The following is a 21800-nucleotide window of genomic DNA, read 5'->3' on the forward strand; positions in this document are numbered from 1 at the left end:
CGGGTGCCGCAGCCCGGACGGCGCCCACCGGCTCGATGCGTACCCGGTCATTGCCCTTAACCGGTTAAGCGTGGCCGAACTTTACCGCCGGGATCGCGGCGGGGTCAAGGCCGACACCGGACGCGGGCGGCCGGCCCGGCGGACGGGCCGGCGGCCGGCTCGCGGCCGGTTCGCGGCCGGCTTTGCCGGGTACGTGCTGGGCGATCCGATCGAGAGGAGAGACCGCCGTGGTCGCCGTGGGATACACGCTGATGTGCGAGCAGGCCGGACCGAAACAGCTGGTGGACTACGCGGTACGCGCCGAGGACGCCGGCTTCGGCCTGGCCGTCGTCTCGGACCACTACTACCCCTGGCTGGAGTCCCAGGGACACTCGCCGTACGCCTGGTCCCTGCTCGGCGCGGTGGCCCAGGCCACCTCGCGGATCGACCTCATGACGATGGTGACCTGCCCGACCCGCCGCTACCACCCGGCCGTGGTGGCGCAGAAGGCCGCCACCATGGGGCTGCTCTCGGACGGCCGGTTCACCCTCGGGCTCGGCTCCGGCGAGAACCTGAACGAGCACGTGGTGGGCGCCTGGCCGCACGTGCAGGAGCGGCACGAGATGCTGGAGGAGGCGCTCCAGATCATCCGGCCGCTGCTGGACGGCGAGACGCTGACCTACTCGGGCGACCACTTCGAGGTGCCCGAGGCGTACCTGTGGGACCGGCCGGAGCGGCCCGTGCCGATCGCGCTCGCCGCGTCCGGGCCGTCCTCGGTGGACCTGGCCGGCGAGTACGCCGACGCGCTGATCAACACCGAGCCGGATCCGCACGTGATCGACCTGTTCGACTCGGCCGGTGGCGCCGGCAAGCCGCGGTACGGCCAGGTGGCCATCTGCTACGGGCCGGACGAGGAGCAGTGCCGCAAGATCGCCCACGAGCAGTTCCGCTGGTTCGGGCTGGGCTGGAAGGTGAACGCAGACCTGCCCGGGCCGGAGTCGTTCGACAGCGCCAGCTCGTTCGTGCGCGAGGAGGACGTGGCGGACAGCATCCCCTGCGGTCCCGACCTCGAGGCGCACGTGGCCGCGTTCAAGAGGTTCGTCGACGCCGGCTTCACGCACGTAGCCGTCGTGCAGGTCGGCGACGAGACCCAGCCCCGCTTCCTGGACTGGGCCCGCGACGAGTTCCTGCCCCGGCTCCGGCAGCTGTGATCCCGCCCGCCGGCCGGTGCCGGACCCCCGTCCGGTGCCGGCCGCGCTCCAGGCGCGGGTGAACCGCCCACGCCGTGATCGTTGGCGGATTTCGGTGCGGCGGCACGGCGCGTCGGCGCCGATACTGGCCAACGATCACCAGGCGACCGCGCCGGCGTTTCCGAGCCCACGCTCCGGGTAGCACCGGAGCGTGCGCATAGGAAACACGGAGGTCCGGCCGCTGGGCGGCGGGCTCGGCTGCCTGTTGATGATCCTGTTCTCGGTGGTCGGCTCGATCGTGCTGACCGTGCTGGTCAATCTCATCGGGCGCTGAGGCGGGTGCCGGCGGGTGCGGCGCGGGTCCCGGCAGGACCCGCGCCGGCCGGGGCGGGCCGGAAGCGGCGCGCCCGGCGTGCCGCGCCCCGCGGGGCGGCGTCCACGACCCGGGTCCGGCTCAGCTCACCGGCCCCTCGGTGGGCAGGTCGCTGGCCCGGGTGATGACGTGGTCGATCATCCCGTACTCCCGCGCCTGCTCCGCGGTGAACCAGCTGTCCCGGTCGGAGTCCCGCTCGATCTCCTCCACCGTGTGCCCGGTGTGCCGGGCCAGCAGCTCGTACGAGGTCCGCTTCACGTGCAGCATGTTCTCCGCCTGGATGGCGATGTCGGCGGCGGTCCCGCCGAACCCGCCGGAGAGCTGGTGCATCATGATGCGGCTGTGCGGAAGGGCGTACCGCTTGCCGCGGGCCCCGCAGCAGAGCAGGAACTGGGCCATCGATCCGGCCAGTCCCATGGCGATGGTGGACACGTCATTCTTGATGAACTGCATGGTGTCGTAGACGGCCATGCCGGCGCTGATCGAGCCGCCCGGCGAGTTGATGTAGAGCATGATGTCCCGGTTCGGGTCGTCCGCGGCCAGCAGCAGCATCTGGGCGCAGATCGTGTTGGCCGAGTCGTCGTTCACCTCGGTGCCGAGGAAGATGATCCGCTCCTTGAGCAGCCGGTCCAGCACGCCGTCGTTGAACGAGGCCGGTGCCTCGGTCCGCATCCAGATCCCGGTCGAGTTCGTACGCATGGCCACCTCCGTGCTCGTCGCGGGCAAACGACACGCCGTGTCCCGCTGACCGTGGGACGCGACGCGCCCTGCGTTCCGGCTGTCCCAAGGGTTCCCGGCCAACCGGCGGGCGGCACGCGATTCTGCCCAGGGCAAATCTGCCGGCAGCAGAACCGGCGACCACGGCCCGCCGGGCCGGCCGAACGCCACCCGGTAGAGTCGGCCGCCCGACCGGACGGAGAAGCCGCATGAGGATCGTCGAGGCCCGGGTCATCGTGACCAGTCCGGGCCGGAACTTCGTCACGCTGAAGATCGTCACCGACGAGGGGGTCACCGGGGTCGGTGACGCCACCCTCAACGGCCGGGAGCTGGCCGTCGAGGCGTACCTGCGGGAGCACGTGGTGCCGCTGCTGATCGGGCGGGACCCGGCCCGGATCGAGGACACCTGGCAGTACCTCTACCAGGGCGCCTACTGGCGACGCGGGCCGGTGACGATGAGCGCCATCGCCGCGGTGGACACCGCGCTGTGGGACATCAAAGGCAAGGTCGCCGGCCTGCCGGTCTATCAGCTGCTCGGCGGCCGCAGCCGGGAGGGCGTGACGGTGTACGGCCACGCCAACGGCGAGACGGTGACCGAGGTGCTCGCCGAGGTGGCCAGGTATCTCGACCTGGGCTACCGCGCCGTCCGGGTGCAGTGCGGGGTGCCCGGCCTGGCGAACACGTACGGGGTGAGCGCCGACAAGATGTTCTACGAGCCGGCCGACTCGGCGCTGCCCACCGAGGCCACCTGGTCGACCGAGCGCTACCTCGCGCACATCCCGTCGGTGTTCGCCCGGGTCCGCGACGAGTTCGGGCCGGATCTGCGGCTGCTGCACGACGCGCACCACCGGCTCACCCCGATCGAGGCGGCCCGGCTGGGCAGCAGCCTGGAGCCGTACGCGCTGACCTGGCTGGAGGATCCGGTCCGCGCCGAGTTGCAGGAGGGCTTCCGGCTGATCCGCCGGCACACCACCACGCCGATCGCCACGGGCGAGGTGTTCAACAGCGTCTGGGACGCCAGCCAGCTCATCTCGGAACAGCTCATCGACTACATCCGGATGACGGTGGTCCGGGCCGGCGGCATCAGCCACCTGCGCCGGGTCTTCGACTTCGCGGCGCTGCACCACGTGCGCAGCGGCTCGCACGGCGCCACCGACCTGTCCCCGGTGTGCATGGCCGCGGCGCTGCACCTGGACATCTCCATCCCGAACTTCGGCCTGCAGGAGTACATGCGGCACACCCCGGAGACCGACGCGGTGTTCCCGCACGGCTACCACTACGACGGCGGATACCTGCACCCGGGCGAGGCCCCGGGGCTCGGGGTGGACATCGACGAGGAGGCGGCGGCCCGCTACCCGTACTCCCCCGCGTACCTGCCGGTGAACCGGCTGGAGGACGGCTCGATCCACCCCTGGTGACCGACCGCCCGGCGGCCGCGGGGCCCGTCCGCCACCGGCGGACGGCCGGAGCATGGCCGTCCGCCACCCGCGGACGGCCGGAGCGGGGCCGGACGGCGGACCCGGGGCCGGCCGGCGGTCAGCGGCAGGACGCCACCGCGTCGCCGGCCATCACCCCGGTCAGCCAGCGCAGCTGGCGCTGGACGTGCACGGCCTCCCCGCCCTCGTGCTGGTTGAACGGGTACACGTGCATCTCCCGCTCCGGCCGGATGAGCCGGCTGTTGCCGGTGCCGTAGTTGTTGTAGGCCGCGAAGGCGGTGCTCGGCGGGCAGACGGTGTCCCGCAGGCCGATCCCGAAGTGCGCCGGCGCGCAGGCCCGGCGGGCGAACGCCACACCGTCGACGTAGGACAGGGTCCGCCGGGCGGACTCCTCGGCCTGCCGGTGCACGGCCAGGTAGCGGACGATCTCGCCGTACGGCCCCTCGTCGGTGAGGGTGAGGGCCCGCTCGATGTGGCAGAGGAACGGCGCCGTGACCAGCAGCCCGGCCAGGTCCCCGATCAGCCCGGCCACGGCCAAGGCCAGCCCGCCGCCCTGGCTGTTGCCGACCACCGCGGTGCGATCGGGGTCGACCCCGGGCAGCGCGCGCACGGCCGCGACGGCCCGGACGGCGTCGGTGATCAGCCGGCGGTAGTGGTAGTGCTCCGGCGCGGCGATGCCCCGGGTGGCCGGTGACGGACCGCCGCCGCCGGCCGGGTACGGGTCCCCGGTGTCCCCCGGGCCGTACAGGCCGGCCTGGCCGCGGGCGTCCATCAGCAGGTGGGCGTAGCCGGCCACCGGCCAGGTGAGGCGCTCGTGCGGCAGCCCCCGGCCGCGCCCGTAACCGACGTACTCGACGACCGCCGGCAGCGGCTCGCTCAGCCCGGCCGGCCGGGTGTACCAGGCCCGCACCGGGTCGCCGCCGAAGCCGGCGAACGTGACGTCCCAGGTGTCCACCAGGCGCAGCTCGGTCGGCTCCGGACGGACGTCGAGCAGCACCGGGCGGCCCTCCGCCTCGTCCAGGGTGGACAGCCAGAACGCGTCGAAGTCCGCCGGCTCGGCGACGTCGGGCGCGTACCGGTGCAGCTCATCGAGGGACAGGTCGAACTGTGGCATCGATCCTCACCGCGTTTCCGGCAACCTTGACATGACCCATTCATACTCCTAGATTTTCGGGCACGACCGGAAGTTTCTGTAAAAGTTTCGAGAACGGTGTCCTGGATGCCACGCCGCGGTGGGATCCGGGCCGATCGTGCGCGGTTCCGGTACGGCGGGAAGGTCCGGCATGACAACTCGTTCCGGGGAAGCCGGGACCGCATCGCGGACCCGCGCGCGGCGACGCCCCTGGCGGTACGCGCTGCGCCGGGACTGGCAGCTCTATTCGCTGGCCGTCCTGCCGCTGCTGTTCTTCGTGGTCTTCCGCTACCTGCCGATGATCGGCAACATCATCGCGTTCCGCCGGTACCACCCGGGCGGCAACCTGCTCGGCGACGAGTGGGTGGGGCTGCGCTACTTCCGGCTCATCGCCGACGATCCGACCTTCTGGCAGGTGTTCGCCAACACCCTGATCCTGGGCGCGCTCACCCTGCTCTTCGTCTTCCCGCTGCCGATCGCGCTGGCCCTGCTGCTCAACGAGGTGCGGACCGTCGCGCTCAAGCGGTTCGTGCAGTCCATCTCGTACCTGCCGCACTTCCTCTCGGTCGTGGTGGTGGCCGGCCTCATCGTGGAGACGCTGTCGGTGAACGGCGTGGTGAACCACGGCCTGCAGGCGGTCGGGCACGACGCCATCCCGTTCCTGCAGCGACCCGGCTGGTTCCGCGCCATCTACGTCTCCTCGGAGGTGTGGCAGACGGTCGGCTGGGGCACGATCCTCTACCTGGCCGCACTGACCACCATCGACCAGGATCTCTACGAGGCGGCCCGGATCGACGGCGCCAGCCGGTGGCGGCAGACCTGGCACGTGACCCTGCCCGGCATCCGGCCGACCATGATGACCCTGCTGATCCTCAACATCGGCACGTTCATGGCCATCGGCTTCGAGAAGATCCTCCTGCTGTACAACCCGCTCACCTATCCGACGGCCGACGTCATTTCCACGTACCTCTACCGGGTCGGCGTGGTCGGCGGCAGCTTCAGTTACGCGGCCGCCATCGGGTTGTTCGAGTCCGTGATCGGGCTGGTCCTGGTGCTGACGGCCAACGCCATCTCCCGACGCGCGGTGGGGACCGGCCTGTGGTGACCGCCGTCGAGGCCACCGCGTCCGGACCCACGGCCGCGCCGCCGCCACCGCCGCGCCGGCCGCGCGGTCCCCGGCCCGGCCGCGGGTACCGGATCTTCCAGGTGGCCAACGCCGCCTTCCTGACCGGCGTGGTCGTGGTGACGCTGTTCCCGTTCGTCAACATCGTGGCCCGCTCGTTCAGCCAGGAGCGCTACATCGTGACCGGCAAGGTCACGCTGTGGCCGAAGGGCTTCACCGTGCAGACGTACGGGCATGTCATGTCCGACCCGATGTTCTGGATCAACTACCGCAACACGGTCTTCTACACCGTGGTGGCCACGGTCGTCTCGATGGTGCTGACCACCAGCTACGCGTACGTGCTGTCGAAGCGGCAGCTGCGCGGGCGGCCGGTGCTGATCGGGATCGCGCTGTTCACGATGTTCTTCAACGGCGGCCTGATCCCCAACTACGTGCTGGTCAGCGCCCTCGGGCTCCGCAACTCGGTGTGGGCCATCGCGCTGCCCAACGCCATCAGCGTGTTCAACCTGCTGGTGATGAAGTCGTTCTTCGAGAGCCTGCCGGGCGAGCTCGAGGAGGCGTCCGCCGTCGACGGGCTCGGCACGTACGGCACCCTGCTGCGCGTCGTGCTGCCGCTGTCCAAGGCCATGATCGCCACGATGATCCTGTTCTACGCGGTGTCGTTCTGGAACTCCTGGTTCGCCGCGTTTCTCTACCTGGACCGGTTGGACCTGCTTCCGGTGACCATGTACCTGCGCAACATCATCTCCGGACTGACCGGCACCGACGTGAGCATGTCCAGCGACACGGCGCTGCAGATCCAGGCGAACGTCAAGGCGGTCGCCGTCGTACTCACCTGCCTGCCCATCACGCTCGTCTACCCCTTCATCCAGCGCTATTTCGTGTCCGGCGTGCTGCTCGGCGCGGTGAAGGGCTGAGCCGTGCGATATCCCCGCACCCCGTCCTTCGGAAGGATTCCCATGCACCAGCTATCCCGGCGCGACCTGCTGCGCGGCACCGCCGGCCTCGCGGGCGTCGCCGCCTTCACCCTGGCCGGCTGCGGCGACGACGGCGGACCGAAGGACAGCAAGGACCTGTCCAAGAACAAGGTCGGGGCCATGGACAACTTCGGCGTCGGCACCGCGTTCAAGGCCAGCAAGCCGCTCAAGTTCTCTATCGCCATCCTGAGCAACCCGGCCTACCCGTACAAGCCGGACTGGAAGTTCTGGTCGGAACTCACCAACCGGACCAACGTCAGCTTCGAGCCGACTGTGGTCCCGCTCAGCGACTACAACCAGAAGCGCAGCGTGATGATCAGTGGCGGCAACGCCCCGACGATCATCCCGAAGACCTACCACCCGCAGGAGGGGGAGTACATCGCCAGCGGGGCGATCCTGCCGGTCAGCGACTATCTCGACCTGATGCCCAACCTGAAGGACAAGGTCGCGAAGTGGAACCTGCAGGGCAACCTCGACCTCTACCGGCAGTCCGACGGCAAGTTCTATCTGCTGCCCGGGCTGCACGAGGCGCCCTGGCACGAGTATTCGCTGGCGGCCCGCACCGACGTGCTGCAGAAGCTGGGCATCGCCACCCCGCAGACCTGGGACGACGTGCACGCCATGCTCAAGAAGATCAAGGCCGCCTACCCGGACAGGTACCCGATGTCGGACCGGTGGAGCAACCCGCCCGGTCCGGGTGCCAACAACCTGCTGGGCATCCTTGGCTGGGCCCACGGCACCTACGCCGGCTGGCGCTGGGAGAGCACGCACTGGGACGACGGGGCCAAGAAGTTCGTCTACAGCGGCGCCATGGACCAGTACAAGCAGACGGTGCAGTTCCTGAACACGCTGGTGGCCGAGAAGCTGCTCGACCCGGAGAGCTTCACCCAGAAGGACGAGGACGCCCGGGCCAAGTTCGCGGCCGGTAAGTCGTTCGTGATCAGCAGCAACGCCCAGTCGCTGGTCAACGAGTACCGCAAGGACATCGCGAAGGTCCCCGGTGCCACCGTCGCCAAGATCCCGCTGCCGGTCGGCCCGGTGGGCCCGCTGCTGGACGGCGGCACCCGGCTGGAGAACGGCCTGATGATCTCGTCGAAGGCGCGCAACAGCGAGAACTTCGTGGCCATGATGCAGTTCATCGACTGGCTCTGGTACTCCGACGAGGGCCAGATGTTCGCCCGGTGGGGCATCAAGGACCAGACGTACACGGGCAGCGTCGACGACGGCAGCTTCAAGTTGGCCTCCGAGGTGGACTGGGCCGGCCTCAACCCGGGCGCGCCGAAGGCGCTGAACGCCGACTACGGCTTCCAGAACGGGGTCTTCGCGTACGGCGGCAGCACCAAGCTGCTCAACTCCCAGTTCCCGAAGGAGGAGCAGGAATACCAGGCGCTGCTGAACCAGCGCAAGGCGGCGCCGCTGCCGCCGCCGAAGCCGCTCACCCCGGACGAGCGCGAGCAGACCGCGCTGTGGGAAAGCGGGCTGAAGGACCACGTCGAGCAGCAGACGCTCAAGTTCATCCTCGGCGAGCGATCGCTGAGCGAGTGGGACGCCTACGTCAACGAACTCAAGGGCAAAAACATGGACCGGCTCCTCGACGTGGTCAACAAGGCGTACGAGCGCTACCAGAAGGAACACGGCTGAGCCGTGCCCGATCCGATCGAGGTTCCCGCCGAGCCGGTGGGCCGGCTGCCCGGCGCGTGGCGCCACTGCGTCGGCACCGGCCGGTTCGACCTCGCGCTGCGCCGGGACTACCAGGAGTCGCTCGCGCTGGTGCAGCGGGAGATCGGCTTCCGGCACATCCGGGGCCACGGCATCCTCAGCGACGGCGTGGGCGTGTACCGGCCCTACGAGTACGACGGAGCGCGCCGGGTGCGGCACGCGTTCACGTACCTGGACCAGGTGCTCGACGCGTACCTGGAACTGGGGATCCGGCCGTTCGTCGAACTCGGCTTCATGCCGGCGGACCTGGCCGCCGGCGACCAGACGGTGTTCTGGTGGCGCGGCAACGTGACGCCGCCGCGCTCGGAGCGCGAGTGGACCGACCTGGTCCGCGGGACGGTCGCGCACCTGATCGACCGGTACGGGGTGGCCGAGGTGCGCCGCTGGCCCATCGAGGTGTGGAACGAGCCCGACCTGGACATCTTCTGGGCCGGCGCGGACCGCGCGGCCTACCACCGGCTGTACGAGCTGACGGCCACCGCCGTCAAGGAGGTCGACGCCGAACTCCAGGTCGGCGGCCCGGCCGTCTCCCCCGGCGGCCCCGAGTGGCTGGTCCCGTTCGCCGAGTTCGTGGCCGACCGGTCGGTGCCGGTCGACTTCGTCAGCCGGCACGCGTACAGCTCCGGGCCGGCCCGGGAGGTGCCGTTCGGCACCCGGCAGACGCTCGCGCCGGCCAGCCACCTGCTGGAGCAGTTCGCCCAGCCGCGGCGGGCCCTGGCCGGCACGGCGCTGGCCGGCCTGCCGGTGCACATCACCGAGTTCAACTCGTCGTACCGGCCGGACAACCCGGTCCACGACACCGCGTTCCACGCCGCGTACCTGGCGCCGGTGCTGGCGGCCGGCGGCGACCTGGTCGACTCGTTCTCCTACTGGACCCTCTGCGACGTGTTCGAGGAGGTCGGCATTCCCACCACGCTGCTGCACGGCGGCTTCGGCCTGCTCACCCACCGGCAGCTCAAAAAGCCGACCTACCACCTGTACGCCTTCCTGGCCCGGCTCGGCGACCAGGTGCTGGCGCGCGGCCCCGACCACCTGGTCACCCGGGACGACACCGGGCGGATCGCGGTGCTGGCCTGGGCGCCGGTGGACGTCACCGGGCGCAACCCGGCGCCGGACCGGCACACCGTGGCCCTCTCGCTGCCGCTCGGTGGCGCCGCCCCGGCGGGCTCGGGCGCCGGCGCCGTCGGCCCGGCGGGCTCGGGCGCCGGCGCGGCCGGCGCGGCGGGTTCGGCCTTTCTGCTGCGCTCGACGGTGAGCGAGGAGTGGGGCAACCTCTGGGCCGCCTGGACCGAGCTGGGCTGCCCCGCCTCGCCGACCGAGCGGCAGCTCGACGCCCTCCGCGCGGCCGCCGAGCCGGCCCGCCGGCACGCGAGGCTGGCGGCCGAGGCCGGCCGGGTCACGCTCGAGCTGCACCTGTCCCGGCACGAGGTCACGCTGGCCGAGGTGACGCCGGTGGTCGACGAGACCCCGTCCTGGTTCGGGGACGGGCTGCCGGTCGTGCCGCACTCCGCCGGCGACAAGGGGCCGGGATGATTTCCGGGGCGCGCGGCCAGTTCGGGGTCGGGCCGCTGGCCCGGGGGGCGGCGCTGGCCTACACCCTGCTCACGGTGCAGGCGCTGCTCCTGGTCACCGCCGCGCCGCTGCTGGCGTGGCCGTTGCTGGTGCCGCCGCTGCTGCTCGACCGCGACGCGAGCACCATCGCGCTGGTCGCGGCCTGCGCCGTGCCGCTCGGACCGGCGCTGTCCGCCGCCCTGTACGCGCTGCGCCGGCGCAGCCTCGACCTCACCGACCTGCACCCGGCCCGCGCCTTCTGGCGCGGCTACCGGGCCAACTGGGCGCAGGTCCTGACCATCTGGGTTCCGCTGCTGCTCGGGCTCGCGATCGTGGCCGTGAACCTGGCCCACTTCTCCGCCGCGGCCGTGCCCGGCTGGTGGGCGGCGCTGCTCGTCGTGCTGGCGCTGGTGGCGACGCTCGGCGGCGTCAACGCGCTGGTGATCGTCTCCCTGTTCGCCTTCCGCACCCGCGACGTCGTACGGCTGGCCCTGTACTTCCTGGTGCGTGCCCCGCGGGTCACGCTCGGGGTCGCCGCCGTGCTGGTGGTGGCGGCCGGGATCGCGGCGACGGCCTCGATCGCGGTGCTGGCCGTGTTCGGCTCGCTGCTCGGGCTGGCCCTGCTGTGGGCCAGCGGCCCCCTGATCGACGCGGTGACGAAGGAGTTCACCGCGTGACCCCCCGCGCACCGAGCCGGCCGTCCGGGAACGGGACGTCGGTGCCGCGGGAGGACCGGTGACCAGCGAACGGCCCGCCGTACACCCCGGTTGGCTGCCGCCGGAGGCATTTGCCGCGCTGGGCGCGCGGCGCGCCCTGGTCTGCGGCGCCGGCCTGCTGGTCCAGACCGTACGCGACGAGCTGGCCGCGGCCGCGGCCCGGTACGGCGGCAAGGTCACGGCCGGCGCGGCCGCCGCTGGTCCCGCTGGTCCCGCGGGCGCTGCCGGCGCGGGGGCGCCGGAGCTGGTGCTCGCGCTCGCCGGGGCCGGGCCGCTGCCCGGTCCCGCGGCGGCGGTGCTGGCCGGCCACGACCCGGCCGCGGACGCGCTCGGCGACGAGGGCTTCCTGCTGGCGCGCCGCGCGGGGGTCACGGTCGTGCTCGCCGACCGGCCCGCAGGGCTGTTGTACGGGCTGTTCCACCTGGTCCGGCTCGGTCCGGCGGCGTTCGGGCCGGACCGAGCGCTCGAGCGGCACCGCCCGGTGCTGCGGCACCGGATGCTCGACCACTGGGACAACGTGGCCGTGCATCCGGTGATGGGGCAGGTGGAGCGCGGCTACGCCGGCGGGTCCATCTTCTGGCGGGACGGCGGGCCGCGCCGCGACTTCGAGCGGGTCCGGGCGTACGGGCGGCTGCTGGCCGCGTGCGGCGTCAACGCCGTGGCGGTGAACAACGTCAACGTGCACGCCACCGAGGCTCGGCTGCTGACCGACCGGCTCGGTGACGTGGCCGACCTCGCCGACCGGCTGCGCCCGTACGGGATCCGCGTGCACCTGTCAGTGAGCTTCGCCGCGCCGGTCATGCTCGGCGGCCTGCCGACCGCCGACCCCTGCGACGAGGCCGTGCGGGACTGGTGGGCCGCCGCGACCCGCCGGGTCTACGAACGGATCCCCGACTTCGGCGGGTACGTGGTGAAGGCCGACTCGGAGGGACAGCCGGGGCCGTTCCGGTACGGCCGTAGCCACGCCGACGGGGCGAACGTGCTGGCCGAGGCGCTGGCCCCGCACGGCGGCGTGGTGCACTGGCGGGCCTTCGTCTACAACCACCGGCAGGACTGGCGGGACCGCTCCACCGACCGGGCCCGGGCCGCGTTCGACCACTTCGCCCCGCTGGACGGGCGGTTCCGGGACAACGTGATCCTGCAGGTGAAGCACGGTCCGATCGACTTCCAGCCGCGCGAGCCGGTCTCCCCGGTCATCGCGGCCATGCCGGGCACCCGGCTGGCCGTGGAGCTGCAGGCCACCCAGGAGTACACCGGGCAGCAGCGGCACGTCTGCTACCTGGGCCCGTGGTGGAGCGAGATCCTCCGGTTCGCCCCCTGGGGCCCCGGCGGATCCACCGTGGCCGACGTCGCGGCCGGCACCGCGTACGAGGGCAGGCCCGCCCTACCCGGAACGGTGGGCGGCGGCGGTGGCGGCCTGGTGGCGGTATCCAACGCCGGCGACGACCCGTTCTGGACCGGGCACCCGCTGGCGCAGGCCAACCTGTACGCCTTCGGCCGGCTGGCCTGGGATCCCGGGCTGGACCCGCTGGCCGTCCTGGACGAGTGGATCGACCTCACCTTCACCCCGTCCACGACCCGCGATCCCCGGCTGGTGCGGCGGATCCTGCACGAGGTGCTGGACGACTCCTGGCGGACGTACGAACGGTACACCGCACCCCTCGGCGTCGGTTTCATGGTCCGCCCGGGGCACCACTACGGCCCCGACGTGGACGGGTACGAGTACACGCCGTGGGGGACGTACCACTTCGCCGACCGGGACGGCGTGGGCGTCGACCGCACCCGAGCCACCGGCACCCGGTTCACCGGGCAGTACCCGCCGCCCTGGTCCCACACGTACGAGTCGGTGCAGACCTGCCCCGACGAGCTGCTGCTGTTCTTCCACCACGTGCCGTACCGGCACGTGCTGCGCTCCGGCGTCACCGTCATCCAGCACATCTACGACAGCCACTTCGCCGGGGTGGAGCAGGTGGTGGCCATGCGGGACCGGTGGCGACGGCTGGCACGGCTGATCGACGCCCGGCTGCACGCCCGGGTGAGTCAGCGGCTGGACGAGCAGCTGCGCTGCGCGCAGGAGTGGCGCGACCAGGTCAACGCGTACTTCTATCGCAAGTCGGGGGTACCCGACGCCCACGGCCGGCGCATCCCGTGACCCCGCGCGTCCGTGGCCCGCGCGTTCGCCGCGCCACCGTGGCCCCGCGCGTCCGTGGCCCGCGCGTTCGCCGCGCCACCGTGGCCCCGCGCGTCCGTGGCCCGCGCGTTCGCCGCGCCGCGGCGGGCGGATCTGTCGGTGCCCGGAGATAGCCTCAGCGGACACTGTGGTCCGACGGCAGGAAGGGCACCATGAAGCTGCTCCTCACCGAGTCCGGCATCAAGAACGCCAGCATTCACGCCGCGCTGGTCGAGCTGCTGGGCAAGCCCATCGCCGAGTCCACCGCCCTCATCGTGCCGACCGCGCTGCACGCCCAGCGGGGCGGTGCCGTCCAGGCGGCGCGCGTGATCAGCGGGCGGGAGGACCGGGGGCCCATGGCCGGGCTGGGCTGGAAGTCGCTGGGCGTGCTCGAACTGGCCGCGCTGCCCAGCATCGGCACGGAGCTGTGGGTTCCGATGGTCCGCGAGACCGACGCCCTGCTGGTCGAGGGCGGTGACCCGATGTACCTGTGTCACTGGATGCGCGAGTCGGGCCTGGCGGACCTGCTGCCCACGCTCCACGACACGGTCTATGTGGGCCTGAGCGCCGGCAGCATGGTGCTGACCCCCAGCATCGGGCCGGACTTCGTGCGCTGGGCGCCGCCCGGAGGCGGCGACAAGACGCTGGGAATCGTCGACTTCTCGATCTTCCCGCACACGGACTACCCGGGCATGCCGGACAACTCAATGGCAAATGCCGAGAAGTGGGCCGCCACGATGCCGGTGCGGTCGTACGCCATCGACAACGAGACGGCCATCAAGGTGGTCGACGGGAAGGTCGAGGTCGTCTCCGAGGGGAACTGGCGGCTCTTCGACCCCGAGGGCAAAGCCTAGGCGGCGGCCGCCGCCGGCTGGCGCAGGCGGAGCTGGACCGGCGGGCGTGCCCGGCCCGCGAGCCGGGGACGACGGCCCGGTCCCGACGGCCGGATCCGGCCCATTCGGAGCCGGACCCGGTCCCCGGCAGGCCACCGGTGCACCGGCTCGGCCGGTGCCTGGTCGCCGAAGCCGACCAGGTGAAAGGCCAGCGGACGGGCGTCGACCGGCGCCGAGGCGCCCGGGTCGAACCCGATCCGACGTACCCGGTGGACATGGCCGGCCCCCACCTGCGTACCTCCGTCCAGGACGGCGCCCGCGGGCGGGTGCGACACGGCGCCGCCGAGCAGGACCGGCCCGCCGGCGCGCAGGTCGACCCGCAACCCGCCCGGCCGGCCCGCGCGGACCTGGTCGGCCCGACCGGGTCGGGCGAGCGCCGGCGCCACGCCGCCGCGCAACATCGGACCGCGGACCCGGCCCTCCATCCGGAGCAGCTCGGCGCGCACCTCGTCGAGCAGGTCGACCAGGTGCATGCCGAGGGCCCGGCAGATCGAGGCCAGCACCTCCGAGGACGGCTCCTTGCGACCGCGTTCCAGCTCGGAGAGGTAGGGCAGCGACACCCCAGCCGCCCGGGACACGTCCCGCAGCGTCCGGCCCTGCCGCAGCCGGACCCGGCGCAGCACCGCCCCGATCAGCCGGCGCAGCAGCGGTCCCGACGGCGTGCCGGGGGTGGGCGGGCGCGGCGCGGGCGGGTTCACGGTCATGCCGCCAGCCTAACGGCGCGAGGCCGGCCCGGCGGGCCGGCAAATTCAGCCAGGAGGGGAAGGCCGGCGCGTGTGCCGGCGGACCAGCTCGACGGCCGCATCGACCTGGGCCCGTTCCGCCGCCGAGAGCGTGATGTTGCCCCGGCGCATGTCGGCGGCCCGGTCCAGCTGGCCGTCCGGTCGCCGGACAGAGCCGGCCAGGAAGGCGACCAGCATCCGCTCCGCCTGCCCGGGCAGCTCGGCGGGCGCGCCGGGGACGAGCGTTCCGGCCCGGTCCACGGCCACCTCGGCGAGGATCAGGGCGCTCATGGCCACGTCGAACTCGGGCGGCCCCTCCGCCGCGTTGCGCCAGTCGATCAGCACCGGGCCGCGGGCATCCAGGATGATGTTGTCCGGGTGCAGGTCCAGGTGCAGGATCGCCTCGGCCGGGTCGGCCGAGCGCATCGGCGGCACGGCGTGCAGCGCGGACTGCAGCTCGACGAGGATCCCGGCGGCCGCGTCCGGCGTCAGCTCGCCAGCGAGCAGCGCCCGCAGCATCGTTGGCCCGGTCAGCCGGTCCAGCACCAGGTCGGCACCGTCCGCCGCGTACACGGTGGGGACCGGCAGGCCGCGGCCCGCGAGGTACGCCATCACCTCGGCCTCGGCGCGGACGTCGCCGCCGTGCCGGTACCGGCGCAGCACCCGGCGCTCGTCCAGGGCGAACACGTCGGCGTCCCGGCCGCTGGCCAGCAGTTCAAGATCCCCCATGGCCGGCGATCGTACGCACCCGGCTACGCGGCCGCCAGGTCGAACTCGGCCAGCAGCGGGTAGTGGTCGGACGCGGTCTCGATCTCCCCGCCGCGCAGCACCACGCACCGCCGGGCGTGCCGGGTGAGTTCGGGCGTGGCCAGCAGGTAGTCCAGGCGCATGGTCGAGAACTCCGGGCCGGCAACCCCCGTGGTCGGGGCCGTCCACCCGTCGCCGGTGCCCACCGCGCGGAACAGGTCCACCAGGCCCGCGTCGGCCAGCCGGGCCACCGCGCGGGTGTCGACGGCGCCGTCCGGGCGCAGGTGGCGACGCCGGTACGCGGGGTCCAGCGCCGCCAGCCGGTCGGCATGCTCCGTCCACGGGTCCAGGGTGTTCAGGTCGCCGGCCAGCAGCGCCAGCGGCGCGCCCCGGACTGCGGCCGCGAGCCAGCCCGCCTCCCGGAACCGGCGCGCCCCGGAGAACGGCTGCAGGTGCGTGCCGATCACCACGAGCGGCCCGGCGGACGTGCCGAGGGTGACCCGCTGGGCGGCGTGGTGGAACGGCCGGCGCACCGGTCCGGCGGCCAGCACCGGCCAGCCGGGCCGGACCAGCACCGCGACGGGCTGGCCGGTGAGCGAGCGGGCCAGGTACGGCCGCAGCCCGACCGCCGCGGCCAGCCGGCCGAGCGGCCCGGCGCCGCTCGCGCCGGGCCATCCGGGCGCGCCCGCGCCGGGCGATCCGGCCGCGCCGAACGGTCCGGGCGCGCCCGCGCCGGGCGATCCGGGCGCGCTCGCGCCGGGCGGTCCGGGCCGGCCCCGGCTCAGCAGTCCGGGCCGGCCGAACCCGCGCAGTTCCTGCAGGGCGAGCACGTCCGGCTCGGCCTCGGCGACGACCCGGAACACCCGTTCCAGCCGGCGCCCGTCGGCGCCGTCCCGTCCCCCGGTCTTGATGTTCCATGTCATGAAGCGCACGCGCGGCGCCCTCCCACCCCGTTAAAAGGGGGCCCTTCCTATACGAAAAGCGATAACAAGGGGCCCTTCCTTCGCCTCAGCCGGGGTGGGCGGCGCGGGCGAGCTCGTCGTCCAGGTCGTCGACCTGCTCGGTGTGGATGCTCGGGTGGTTGCCGGCGGTCACGTCGGCGTTCGGCTTGACGATCCGCCACAGCGCGGTGATCCAGAGCGCGGCCAGCAGGATGGCGCCCATGAAGTCGGTCGGGTGGTGCATACCGCGGTACATCCGGGAGGTGGCCACCCCGATCGGCATGATCACCGCGAGGGCCACGAAGATCCACCGCCACCACCGGTCGGTCCGCCCCATCACCAGCAGCGCCATGGCCGTGTAGAGGCAGATCGTCGCGGCGATGTGCCCGGACGGGAAGGACGAGGTGGGCATGTGGCCGTCCAGGTTCTCCACCGGCGGCCGCGGCCGCTGCACCACCTTGGCGCTGGCCAGGAACAGGCTCAGCTCGCCGAACATGGCCAGCACCACGAACAGCACCGGCCGCCACCGCCGCCAGGCCGCCAGCGCGATCGGGCAGAAGATCAGCGCGACCAGCGTGATCGCGTGGGTGTCGCCGGCCTTGCTCCACCACCAGCTGACCTGGGTGAGCGTGTCCGTGCGCCGGTCGGCGAACCAGTGCGGCACCACGTCGTCGAGCCACGCGAAGACGGTGCCCTTGGCGTGGAAGCTGACGTACATGCCGAACGCGTACAGGGCGCCGAACGTGAGCACCCAGGCCACCAGGAGCTCGGCAACCGACGACCGCGGGTGGTCGAGCAGGCGCTCCTCGTCGGGCGCCGGCTTGATCTCGTCGCCCGCCTCCGGCTCCAGGCCCTCGGTCAGCGGCGGCACCGGCCGGCCCCGCTCGCGGCGCCACAGCCGGAAGGCGTACGCGCTGACGCCCAGCCAGGCGGCGCCGAGCAGCCAGCCGCCCAGCACGTCGGAGACGAAGTGCACGCCCAGCGCGATGCGGCTCAGCCCGATCAGCAGGACGATGAGCGCCACCAGCGCGATGGCCGGCTTGCGCCAGCGGGGCCGCATCGCGGGCAGGAACACCAGCAGCAGCGCGCCGTACGCGACAAAGGAGCCGAGCGAGTGCCCGCTCGGGAAGCTGTTGCCCGGCGCGTGCGAGATGGGTACGTCCACCACCGGCCGCAGCCGGCCCACCAGTGCCTTGAGCGACGGGTCGAGGATGAGGCCGCCGACGCCGGTGACGATCAGATAGAGGGCGAGCCGCGGCTGCCGGCGAATCAGCAGCCCGAGGGCGGGGATGCCGACCAGCCAGATCAGCACCGGCCGGCCGCCCAGCGTGCTCACCGCCTGCAGCACCTTCACCAGCGGGTGGTGCGGGGCCACCAGGCCGTTGAACCACTCGGCGGCCTCGTGGTCGGCGTGGTAGAGCGGGCCCCACTTGAACCGGACCAGCATGAGCAGGACCCCGAACGCCACTCCGCAGCCGGCCACCAGGGCCAGACCGGCCGCGCTGCGCCCCGCGAAGCGGCCGACCGAATCCTTCGATCGTTCATCCACCGTGGTCACCGGGCAACCTCCCTGTCCGTTCTGCGGAGGCGCATTACCCGAACGACGGTTCCGGTACACCCGGTTCTTGCCCTGCGGCAAACGATGGGTCCACTGTCCCGGACGGGACGGCCGGGCCGCGGGTCGGACCCGGCCGGGGCCGGCGCGGTCGGACACCGCCGGGGCCGGCGCGGTCGGACCCGGCCCGGCGCGGCGCGGTCGGACACCGCCGGGGCGGTCGGACCCGGCCGGGGCTACAGGGCCGTCATCTCACCGGTGTCGAAGGTGTCGTAGCTCGTGTCCCGCTCGGCCTCCGACTGCCACAGGTCCGGCTTGGCCGGCTCCCGCACGCCCACCCGCAGGCCCTCCAACTGGGCCCCGAACGCCAGCCCGCCGAACAGCGCCATTCCGGTGAGGTTGGCCCACAGCAGCAGCGCCATGATGCCGGTCAGCTGCCCATACGTCTGCCCGAACGAGCCGGAGAACCGGACGTACCCGGCCAGCAGCAGGCTGGACAGCCACCACAGCACGGTCCCGATGCTCGCCCCGAACAGCAGCCAGGACAGCCCCGGCTGGTTGCGCCGGGGCGCGTGCCGGTAGAGCAGGGCCACCGCGAACACGGTCAGCCCGAGGCTGATCGGCCACCGGATGATCGTCCAGGTCGCGTTGGCCCAGTCGCCCCACTCGTAGTTGCGCTGCACCGCGTCCCCGAGCTGGCGGCCGGCCACCAGGATCAGGAAGCCGACCAGGGCCGGCACGCCCGCGCAGATGGCCAGGATCGCGGCCCGCAGATACTTGCGGAGCGCCGGCCGGTCCCGCTCCACCCCGTAGATCCGGTTGGCGCCGCGCTCGATCTGGGCCATGGTCGTGGTCAGGGCCACCAGCCCGGTGATCAGACCCAAGGTCAGGGCCAGCTCGCCGGCGTGCTCCGGCTGGCCCTGGTTGTCCAGCAGGCTCTGCACGAGATCGGCGCTCGAGTCCGGGGTGATCGCCGCGATGGTCTCGGCGATGACCTTGCCGCCCTTGCGCACCCCGAGGTCGCTGACCAGGCCGGTGATGGCGATCAGGAACGGCACCACGGCGAGGCAGAGCTGCAGGGCCAGCGCCCGGGAGTGGCTGAACCCGTCGCCGTACCGGAACCGGACGAAGGCGTCCCGCAGCAGGTGCCAGCCGCCGTGCCGGCGCAGCGTCCGCCAGGCGTCGTCGGCGGTCAGCTCGTCGGTCGCCATCAGCCGGGTCTCCGGCACCAGCTTGGTGCTACTCACGCCGCGCCTTCTCGACGAACTCCTCGCCCCGCTCGGCCACCGCGTCGGCGTCGTACGACAGATCCGGCGACTCCTCCGGCCGCGGCACGCACAGCCAGAGCGACTCCGGCCGGACCTTCACGTTGAGCGTGCGGCCCGGCTCGATCAGGTCGCCGTCGAGTTCCCGGGGCTCGTTCCGGCGAGCCTTGATTCGCACCTGCTTGCCGCGCAGCGTCAGCATCCGCGGCACCCGCTCGTGGCGGCGCAGCACCGCCCAGCCCAGCTCCAGCCAGTGGCGGAGGTTGTTGGGCGTGAGGACCGCCACGTCCAGCAGGCCGTCGTCCGGCTCGGCCTCGGTGAGCAGCCGTACCCCGCCCTGCAGCCGGCCGACGTTGGCCACCAGGACCGAGCGGGCCCGGCGGCGTACCGGCGGCTGGTCGTCGATCTTGATCTCCACCCGCATGGGCCGGTCGCGCAGGTGCTTGGCCGCCCCGATGACGTACGCCGGCCAGCCGATCCGCTTCTTGGTGGTCTCGTTCGTGGCGTCCAGCATCTGGGCGTCGAAGCCCATCCCGGCCATCACGGTGAAGTACTGACCCTCCAGGTCGCCCACGTCGAGCCGGCGGCGGCCGCGTTCGATGGCCACCTGGAGGCCGGTGGCCAGGTCGGTGGAGAGGCCCAGGTTGGCGGCGAGCAGGTTGCCGGTGCCGCTGGGCAGCACGGCCAGCGCCACGTCGGTGCCGACCAGGGCGTTCACGCAGGACAGCACGGTGCCGTCGCCCCCGCAGGCGAACACCACCTCGGCGCCGGCCTTGATCGCCTCCTCGGTCTGCCCCTTGCCCGGGTCCTCGACGGTGGTCTCGAACCACAACGGCTCGGCCCAGCCGGCCGCCGTCAACGTCTCGGTCACGGTGTCGCGCAGGCCGTCCAGGTCGGTCACCTTGGCGGGGTTGACCACCACCGCCGAGCAGATGCCGCCCGTACCATCGCTGTCGCCTCGGTTTTCCACGGCGTCAGTGTGCAGTACGGCAACGATCGGTGCGAGCCGGACCACCGTGACGTACGCCGCGTGGCGGCCCGGCCCGGATCAGGACGGGGTCAGCGGCAGCAGCACCTGGAACCGGGTGTCGCCGGGCGCCGACTCCACCCGCAGGTCGCCGTGGTGCTTGTTGACCACGATCCGGTACGAGATGTCCAGACCCAGCCCGGTGCCCTCGCCCACCGGCTTGGTGGTGAAGAACGGCTCGAAGATCCGTGGCCGGATCGCCGGGTCGATGCCGGGACCGGTGTCGCCGACCTCCACCAGCAGGCAGTCGCCGGACCGTCCGGTGCGGATCGTGAGCGTGCCGGCGCCGCCCATGGCGGACAGCGCGTTGTCGATGAGGTTGGTCCACACCTGGTTCAGCTCGGCCGGGTACGCGGGCACCGCCGGCAGCTCCCGGTCAAACTCCTTGACCACCCGTACGCCGGCGGGGATCTTGGCCTTCAGGATGGTGAGCGTGGCCTTGAGCAGGTCGTGCACGTCGACCGTCTGGTACGGCGCCCGGTCGAGCTGGGAGTACTGCTTGGCCGCCCCCACCAGGCTGGAGATCCGCCCGACCGCGTCGTCGATCTCGCCCATCAGCAGCTCGGTGTCCACCGTGTAGGTCAACCAGCGGATGCCGGCCTCCTGGTCGGCGGCGCCCACCGCGTCGGCGATGCCGTCCAGCCACTCCACGTCGACGCCGCCGGCCACCAGGGTGGGCGCGAGGTCCCAGCCGCCGGCGATGTCGTGCTCGTCCAGCCAGTCCGCCACCGCGTCCTCGGCGTCGCTGACCTGCAACGGCGTCCGCTCGGGCGCCGAGGCGGCCCGCTTGACCGCCTGTTCCTGCAGCTCCACCAGCCGGTGCAGCTGCTGCCCGTCCAGCCGCCCGTCGGCGATCATCGCAAGCTTGTGCCGCATCCCGGCTACCCGGTCGCGCAGCGCCGAGGTGGCCCGCACGGCGGCCGCGGCCGGATTGTTCAGCTCGTGGGTGAGCCCCGCAGTGAGCGCGCCGAGGGCCTGCAGCCGCTGCCGCTCCCCCACCGCTGTCTGATTGGCCCGCATCCCGATGAACAGGCCCTCCAGCAGGTGCATGGCCATCGGGAACCAGCTCCGCACGGCGCCCGCGAAGTCCTCGGCCGGCAGCACGAAGAACCGCGAGTCGGTCACCGCGAGCAGCGAGTTGGCGTACGTCCGGGACGCCCCGTCCGCCATGTACGCCTGGGTGGCGCCGGCATAGACGCCGCGCTGGCCGGTGCGGTTGACCTCGACCTCATCCCCCTGCACCCGGCGGGTCATCGCCACCTGCCCGTCGAGCAGCACGAAGAAGCAGGTGGCGAGCTCGCCCTCGGTGTAGACGGCCGACCCGGCCGCCCGGGTCTCAACCCGGCCCCGCTCGGCCAGCCATCCGAGCTGCTCGTCGGTGAGGCTCTCGAACAGGAACAGCGTCCGCAGTTCGACGATGCTCAACGAATCGTTGGTCACTGCAATCCTTTCGTTCGCGACTGCGGGGCTGGCAAAACCGGCCAGCTCCTCGCGCTCACGGCAATCCTTTCGTTCGCGACTGCGGGGCTGGCAAAACCGGCCAGCTCCTCGCGCTCACGGCAATCCT

The 21800-nt window shown here is 72.5% G+C and carries 19 protein-coding genes; 10 read left to right on the plus strand and 9 right to left on the minus strand.

Features of this window, described 5'->3' with window-relative positions:
* Positions 1 to 227: 227 nt before the first annotated feature.
* Together ACFFHU_RS04855 and ACFFHU_RS04860 are read left to right on the plus strand one after the other, a co-directional pair.
* Positions 228 to 1190 carry a TIGR03557 family F420-dependent LLM class oxidoreductase gene (locus ACFFHU_RS04855; RefSeq protein ID WP_377336124.1) on the plus strand — a complete coding sequence of 321 codons (963 nt, stop codon included), beginning with the start codon at positions 228 to 230 and terminating at the stop codon, positions 1188 to 1190.
* A 190-nt stretch (positions 1191 to 1380) separates the two neighbouring features.
* Entirely contained in the window at positions 1381 to 1503 is a 123-nt protein-coding gene (locus tag ACFFHU_RS04860; protein WP_377336126.1) for a hypothetical protein, read from the plus strand.
* Between the two features lie 120 nt (positions 1504 to 1623).
* Here ACFFHU_RS04860 and ACFFHU_RS04865 read toward each other — a convergent pair whose 3' ends face one another.
* A complete protein-coding gene (locus ACFFHU_RS04865) occupies positions 1624 to 2241 on the minus strand; it encodes an ATP-dependent Clp protease proteolytic subunit (protein ID WP_377336128.1) in 618 nt (205 codons plus the stop codon).
* A gap of 227 nt (positions 2242 to 2468) precedes the next feature.
* Between ACFFHU_RS04865 and manD the strand changes: the two genes are divergently transcribed.
* Positions 2469 to 3677, plus strand: coding sequence for a D-mannonate dehydratase ManD (gene manD / locus ACFFHU_RS04870; protein WP_377336130.1), 1209 nt, complete (start codon positions 2469 to 2471; stop codon positions 3675 to 3677).
* A gap of 118 nt (positions 3678 to 3795) precedes the next feature.
* Here manD and ACFFHU_RS04875 read toward each other — a convergent pair whose 3' ends face one another.
* The gene (locus ACFFHU_RS04875; RefSeq protein ID WP_377336132.1) at positions 3796 to 4809 is read right to left on the minus strand and encodes an acetylxylan esterase; all 1014 of its coding nucleotides are present in this window, start codon (positions 4807 to 4809) and stop codon (positions 3796 to 3798) included.
* Positions 4810 to 4978: 169 nt separating this feature from the next.
* On the opposite strand from ACFFHU_RS04875, the gene ACFFHU_RS04880 reads away from it, so the two are divergent.
* The 7 genes from ACFFHU_RS04880 to ACFFHU_RS04910 all read left to right on the plus strand — a co-directional run bounded on the left by ACFFHU_RS04880 (position 4979) and on the right by ACFFHU_RS04910 (position 13937).
* Positions 4979 to 5932, plus strand: coding sequence for an ABC transporter permease (locus ACFFHU_RS04880; RefSeq protein WP_377336134.1), 954 nt, complete (start codon positions 4979 to 4981; stop codon positions 5930 to 5932).
* Positions 5929 to 6867, plus strand: coding sequence for a carbohydrate ABC transporter permease (locus tag ACFFHU_RS04885; protein WP_377336136.1), 939 nt, complete (start codon positions 5929 to 5931; stop codon positions 6865 to 6867). The genes ACFFHU_RS04880 and ACFFHU_RS04885 overlap by 4 nt, the downstream gene beginning before the upstream one ends.
* Before the next feature lie 42 nt (positions 6868 to 6909).
* The gene (locus tag ACFFHU_RS04890) at positions 6910 to 8568 is read left to right on the plus strand and encodes an extracellular solute-binding protein (protein ID WP_377336138.1); all 1659 of its coding nucleotides are present in this window, start codon (positions 6910 to 6912) and stop codon (positions 8566 to 8568) included.
* Positions 8569 to 8571: 3 nt separating this feature from the next.
* The gene (locus ACFFHU_RS04895; protein WP_377336140.1) at positions 8572 to 10179 is read left to right on the plus strand and encodes a GH39 family glycosyl hydrolase; all 1608 of its coding nucleotides are present in this window, start codon (positions 8572 to 8574) and stop codon (positions 10177 to 10179) included.
* The gene (locus ACFFHU_RS04900) at positions 10176 to 10874 is read left to right on the plus strand and encodes a DUF624 domain-containing protein (RefSeq protein ID WP_377336142.1); all 699 of its coding nucleotides are present in this window, start codon (positions 10176 to 10178) and stop codon (positions 10872 to 10874) included. Before ACFFHU_RS04895 ends, ACFFHU_RS04900 begins: the two co-directional genes overlap by 4 nt.
* 58 nt (positions 10875 to 10932) lie before the next feature.
* Positions 10933 to 13065, plus strand: a complete 2133-nt coding sequence (locus ACFFHU_RS04905) for an alpha-glucuronidase (protein ID WP_377336144.1) — start codon at positions 10933 to 10935, stop codon at positions 13063 to 13065.
* A gap of 191 nt (positions 13066 to 13256) precedes the next feature.
* Entirely contained in the window at positions 13257 to 13937 is a 681-nt protein-coding gene (locus tag ACFFHU_RS04910; protein ID WP_377336146.1) for a Type 1 glutamine amidotransferase-like domain-containing protein, read from the plus strand.
* Here the strand turns inward: ACFFHU_RS04910 and ACFFHU_RS04915 are convergent.
* The 7 genes from ACFFHU_RS04915 to ACFFHU_RS04945 all read right to left on the minus strand — a co-directional run bounded on the left by ACFFHU_RS04915 (position 13934) and on the right by ACFFHU_RS04945 (position 21673).
* On the minus strand, positions 13934 to 14680 hold the full coding sequence (locus ACFFHU_RS04915; protein WP_377336148.1) for a helix-turn-helix domain-containing protein: 747 nt from the start codon (positions 14678 to 14680) through the stop codon (positions 13934 to 13936). The genes ACFFHU_RS04910 and ACFFHU_RS04915 overlap by 4 nt on opposite strands.
* Positions 14681 to 14725: 45 nt before the next feature.
* The gene (locus ACFFHU_RS04920) at positions 14726 to 15427 is read right to left on the minus strand and encodes a phosphotransferase (RefSeq protein ID WP_377336150.1); all 702 of its coding nucleotides are present in this window, start codon (positions 15425 to 15427) and stop codon (positions 14726 to 14728) included.
* Between the two features lie 23 nt (positions 15428 to 15450).
* Positions 15451 to 16368 (minus strand): endonuclease/exonuclease/phosphatase family protein, encoded by a 918-nt coding sequence (locus tag ACFFHU_RS04925; RefSeq protein ID WP_377336164.1) that lies wholly within the window; start codon positions 16366 to 16368, stop codon positions 15451 to 15453.
* Positions 16369 to 16453: 85 nt separating this feature from the next.
* On the minus strand, positions 16454 to 17944 hold the full coding sequence (locus tag ACFFHU_RS04930; RefSeq protein ID WP_377336153.1) for a phosphatase PAP2 family protein: 1491 nt from the start codon (positions 17942 to 17944) through the stop codon (positions 16454 to 16456).
* A gap of 233 nt (positions 17945 to 18177) precedes the next feature.
* The gene (locus ACFFHU_RS04935; RefSeq protein ID WP_377336156.1) at positions 18178 to 19188 is read right to left on the minus strand and encodes a YihY/virulence factor BrkB family protein; all 1011 of its coding nucleotides are present in this window, start codon (positions 19186 to 19188) and stop codon (positions 18178 to 18180) included.
* On the minus strand, positions 19181 to 20176 hold the full coding sequence (locus ACFFHU_RS04940; protein WP_377336158.1) for a diacylglycerol/lipid kinase family protein: 996 nt from the start codon (positions 20174 to 20176) through the stop codon (positions 19181 to 19183). The genes ACFFHU_RS04935 and ACFFHU_RS04940 overlap by 8 nt, the downstream gene beginning before the upstream one ends.
* Before the next feature lie 78 nt (positions 20177 to 20254).
* Positions 20255 to 21673: an ATP-binding protein gene (locus ACFFHU_RS04945; protein ID WP_377336160.1), complete on the minus strand. Its 1419-nt coding sequence runs from the start codon at positions 21671 to 21673 to the stop codon at positions 20255 to 20257.
* Between the last annotated feature and the right edge of the window lie 127 nt (positions 21674 to 21800).

The organism is Plantactinospora siamensis (genome assembly GCF_042434095.1).
In the GTDB taxonomy this organism is placed as follows: Bacteria; Actinomycetota; Actinomycetes; order Mycobacteriales; family Micromonosporaceae; genus KBS50.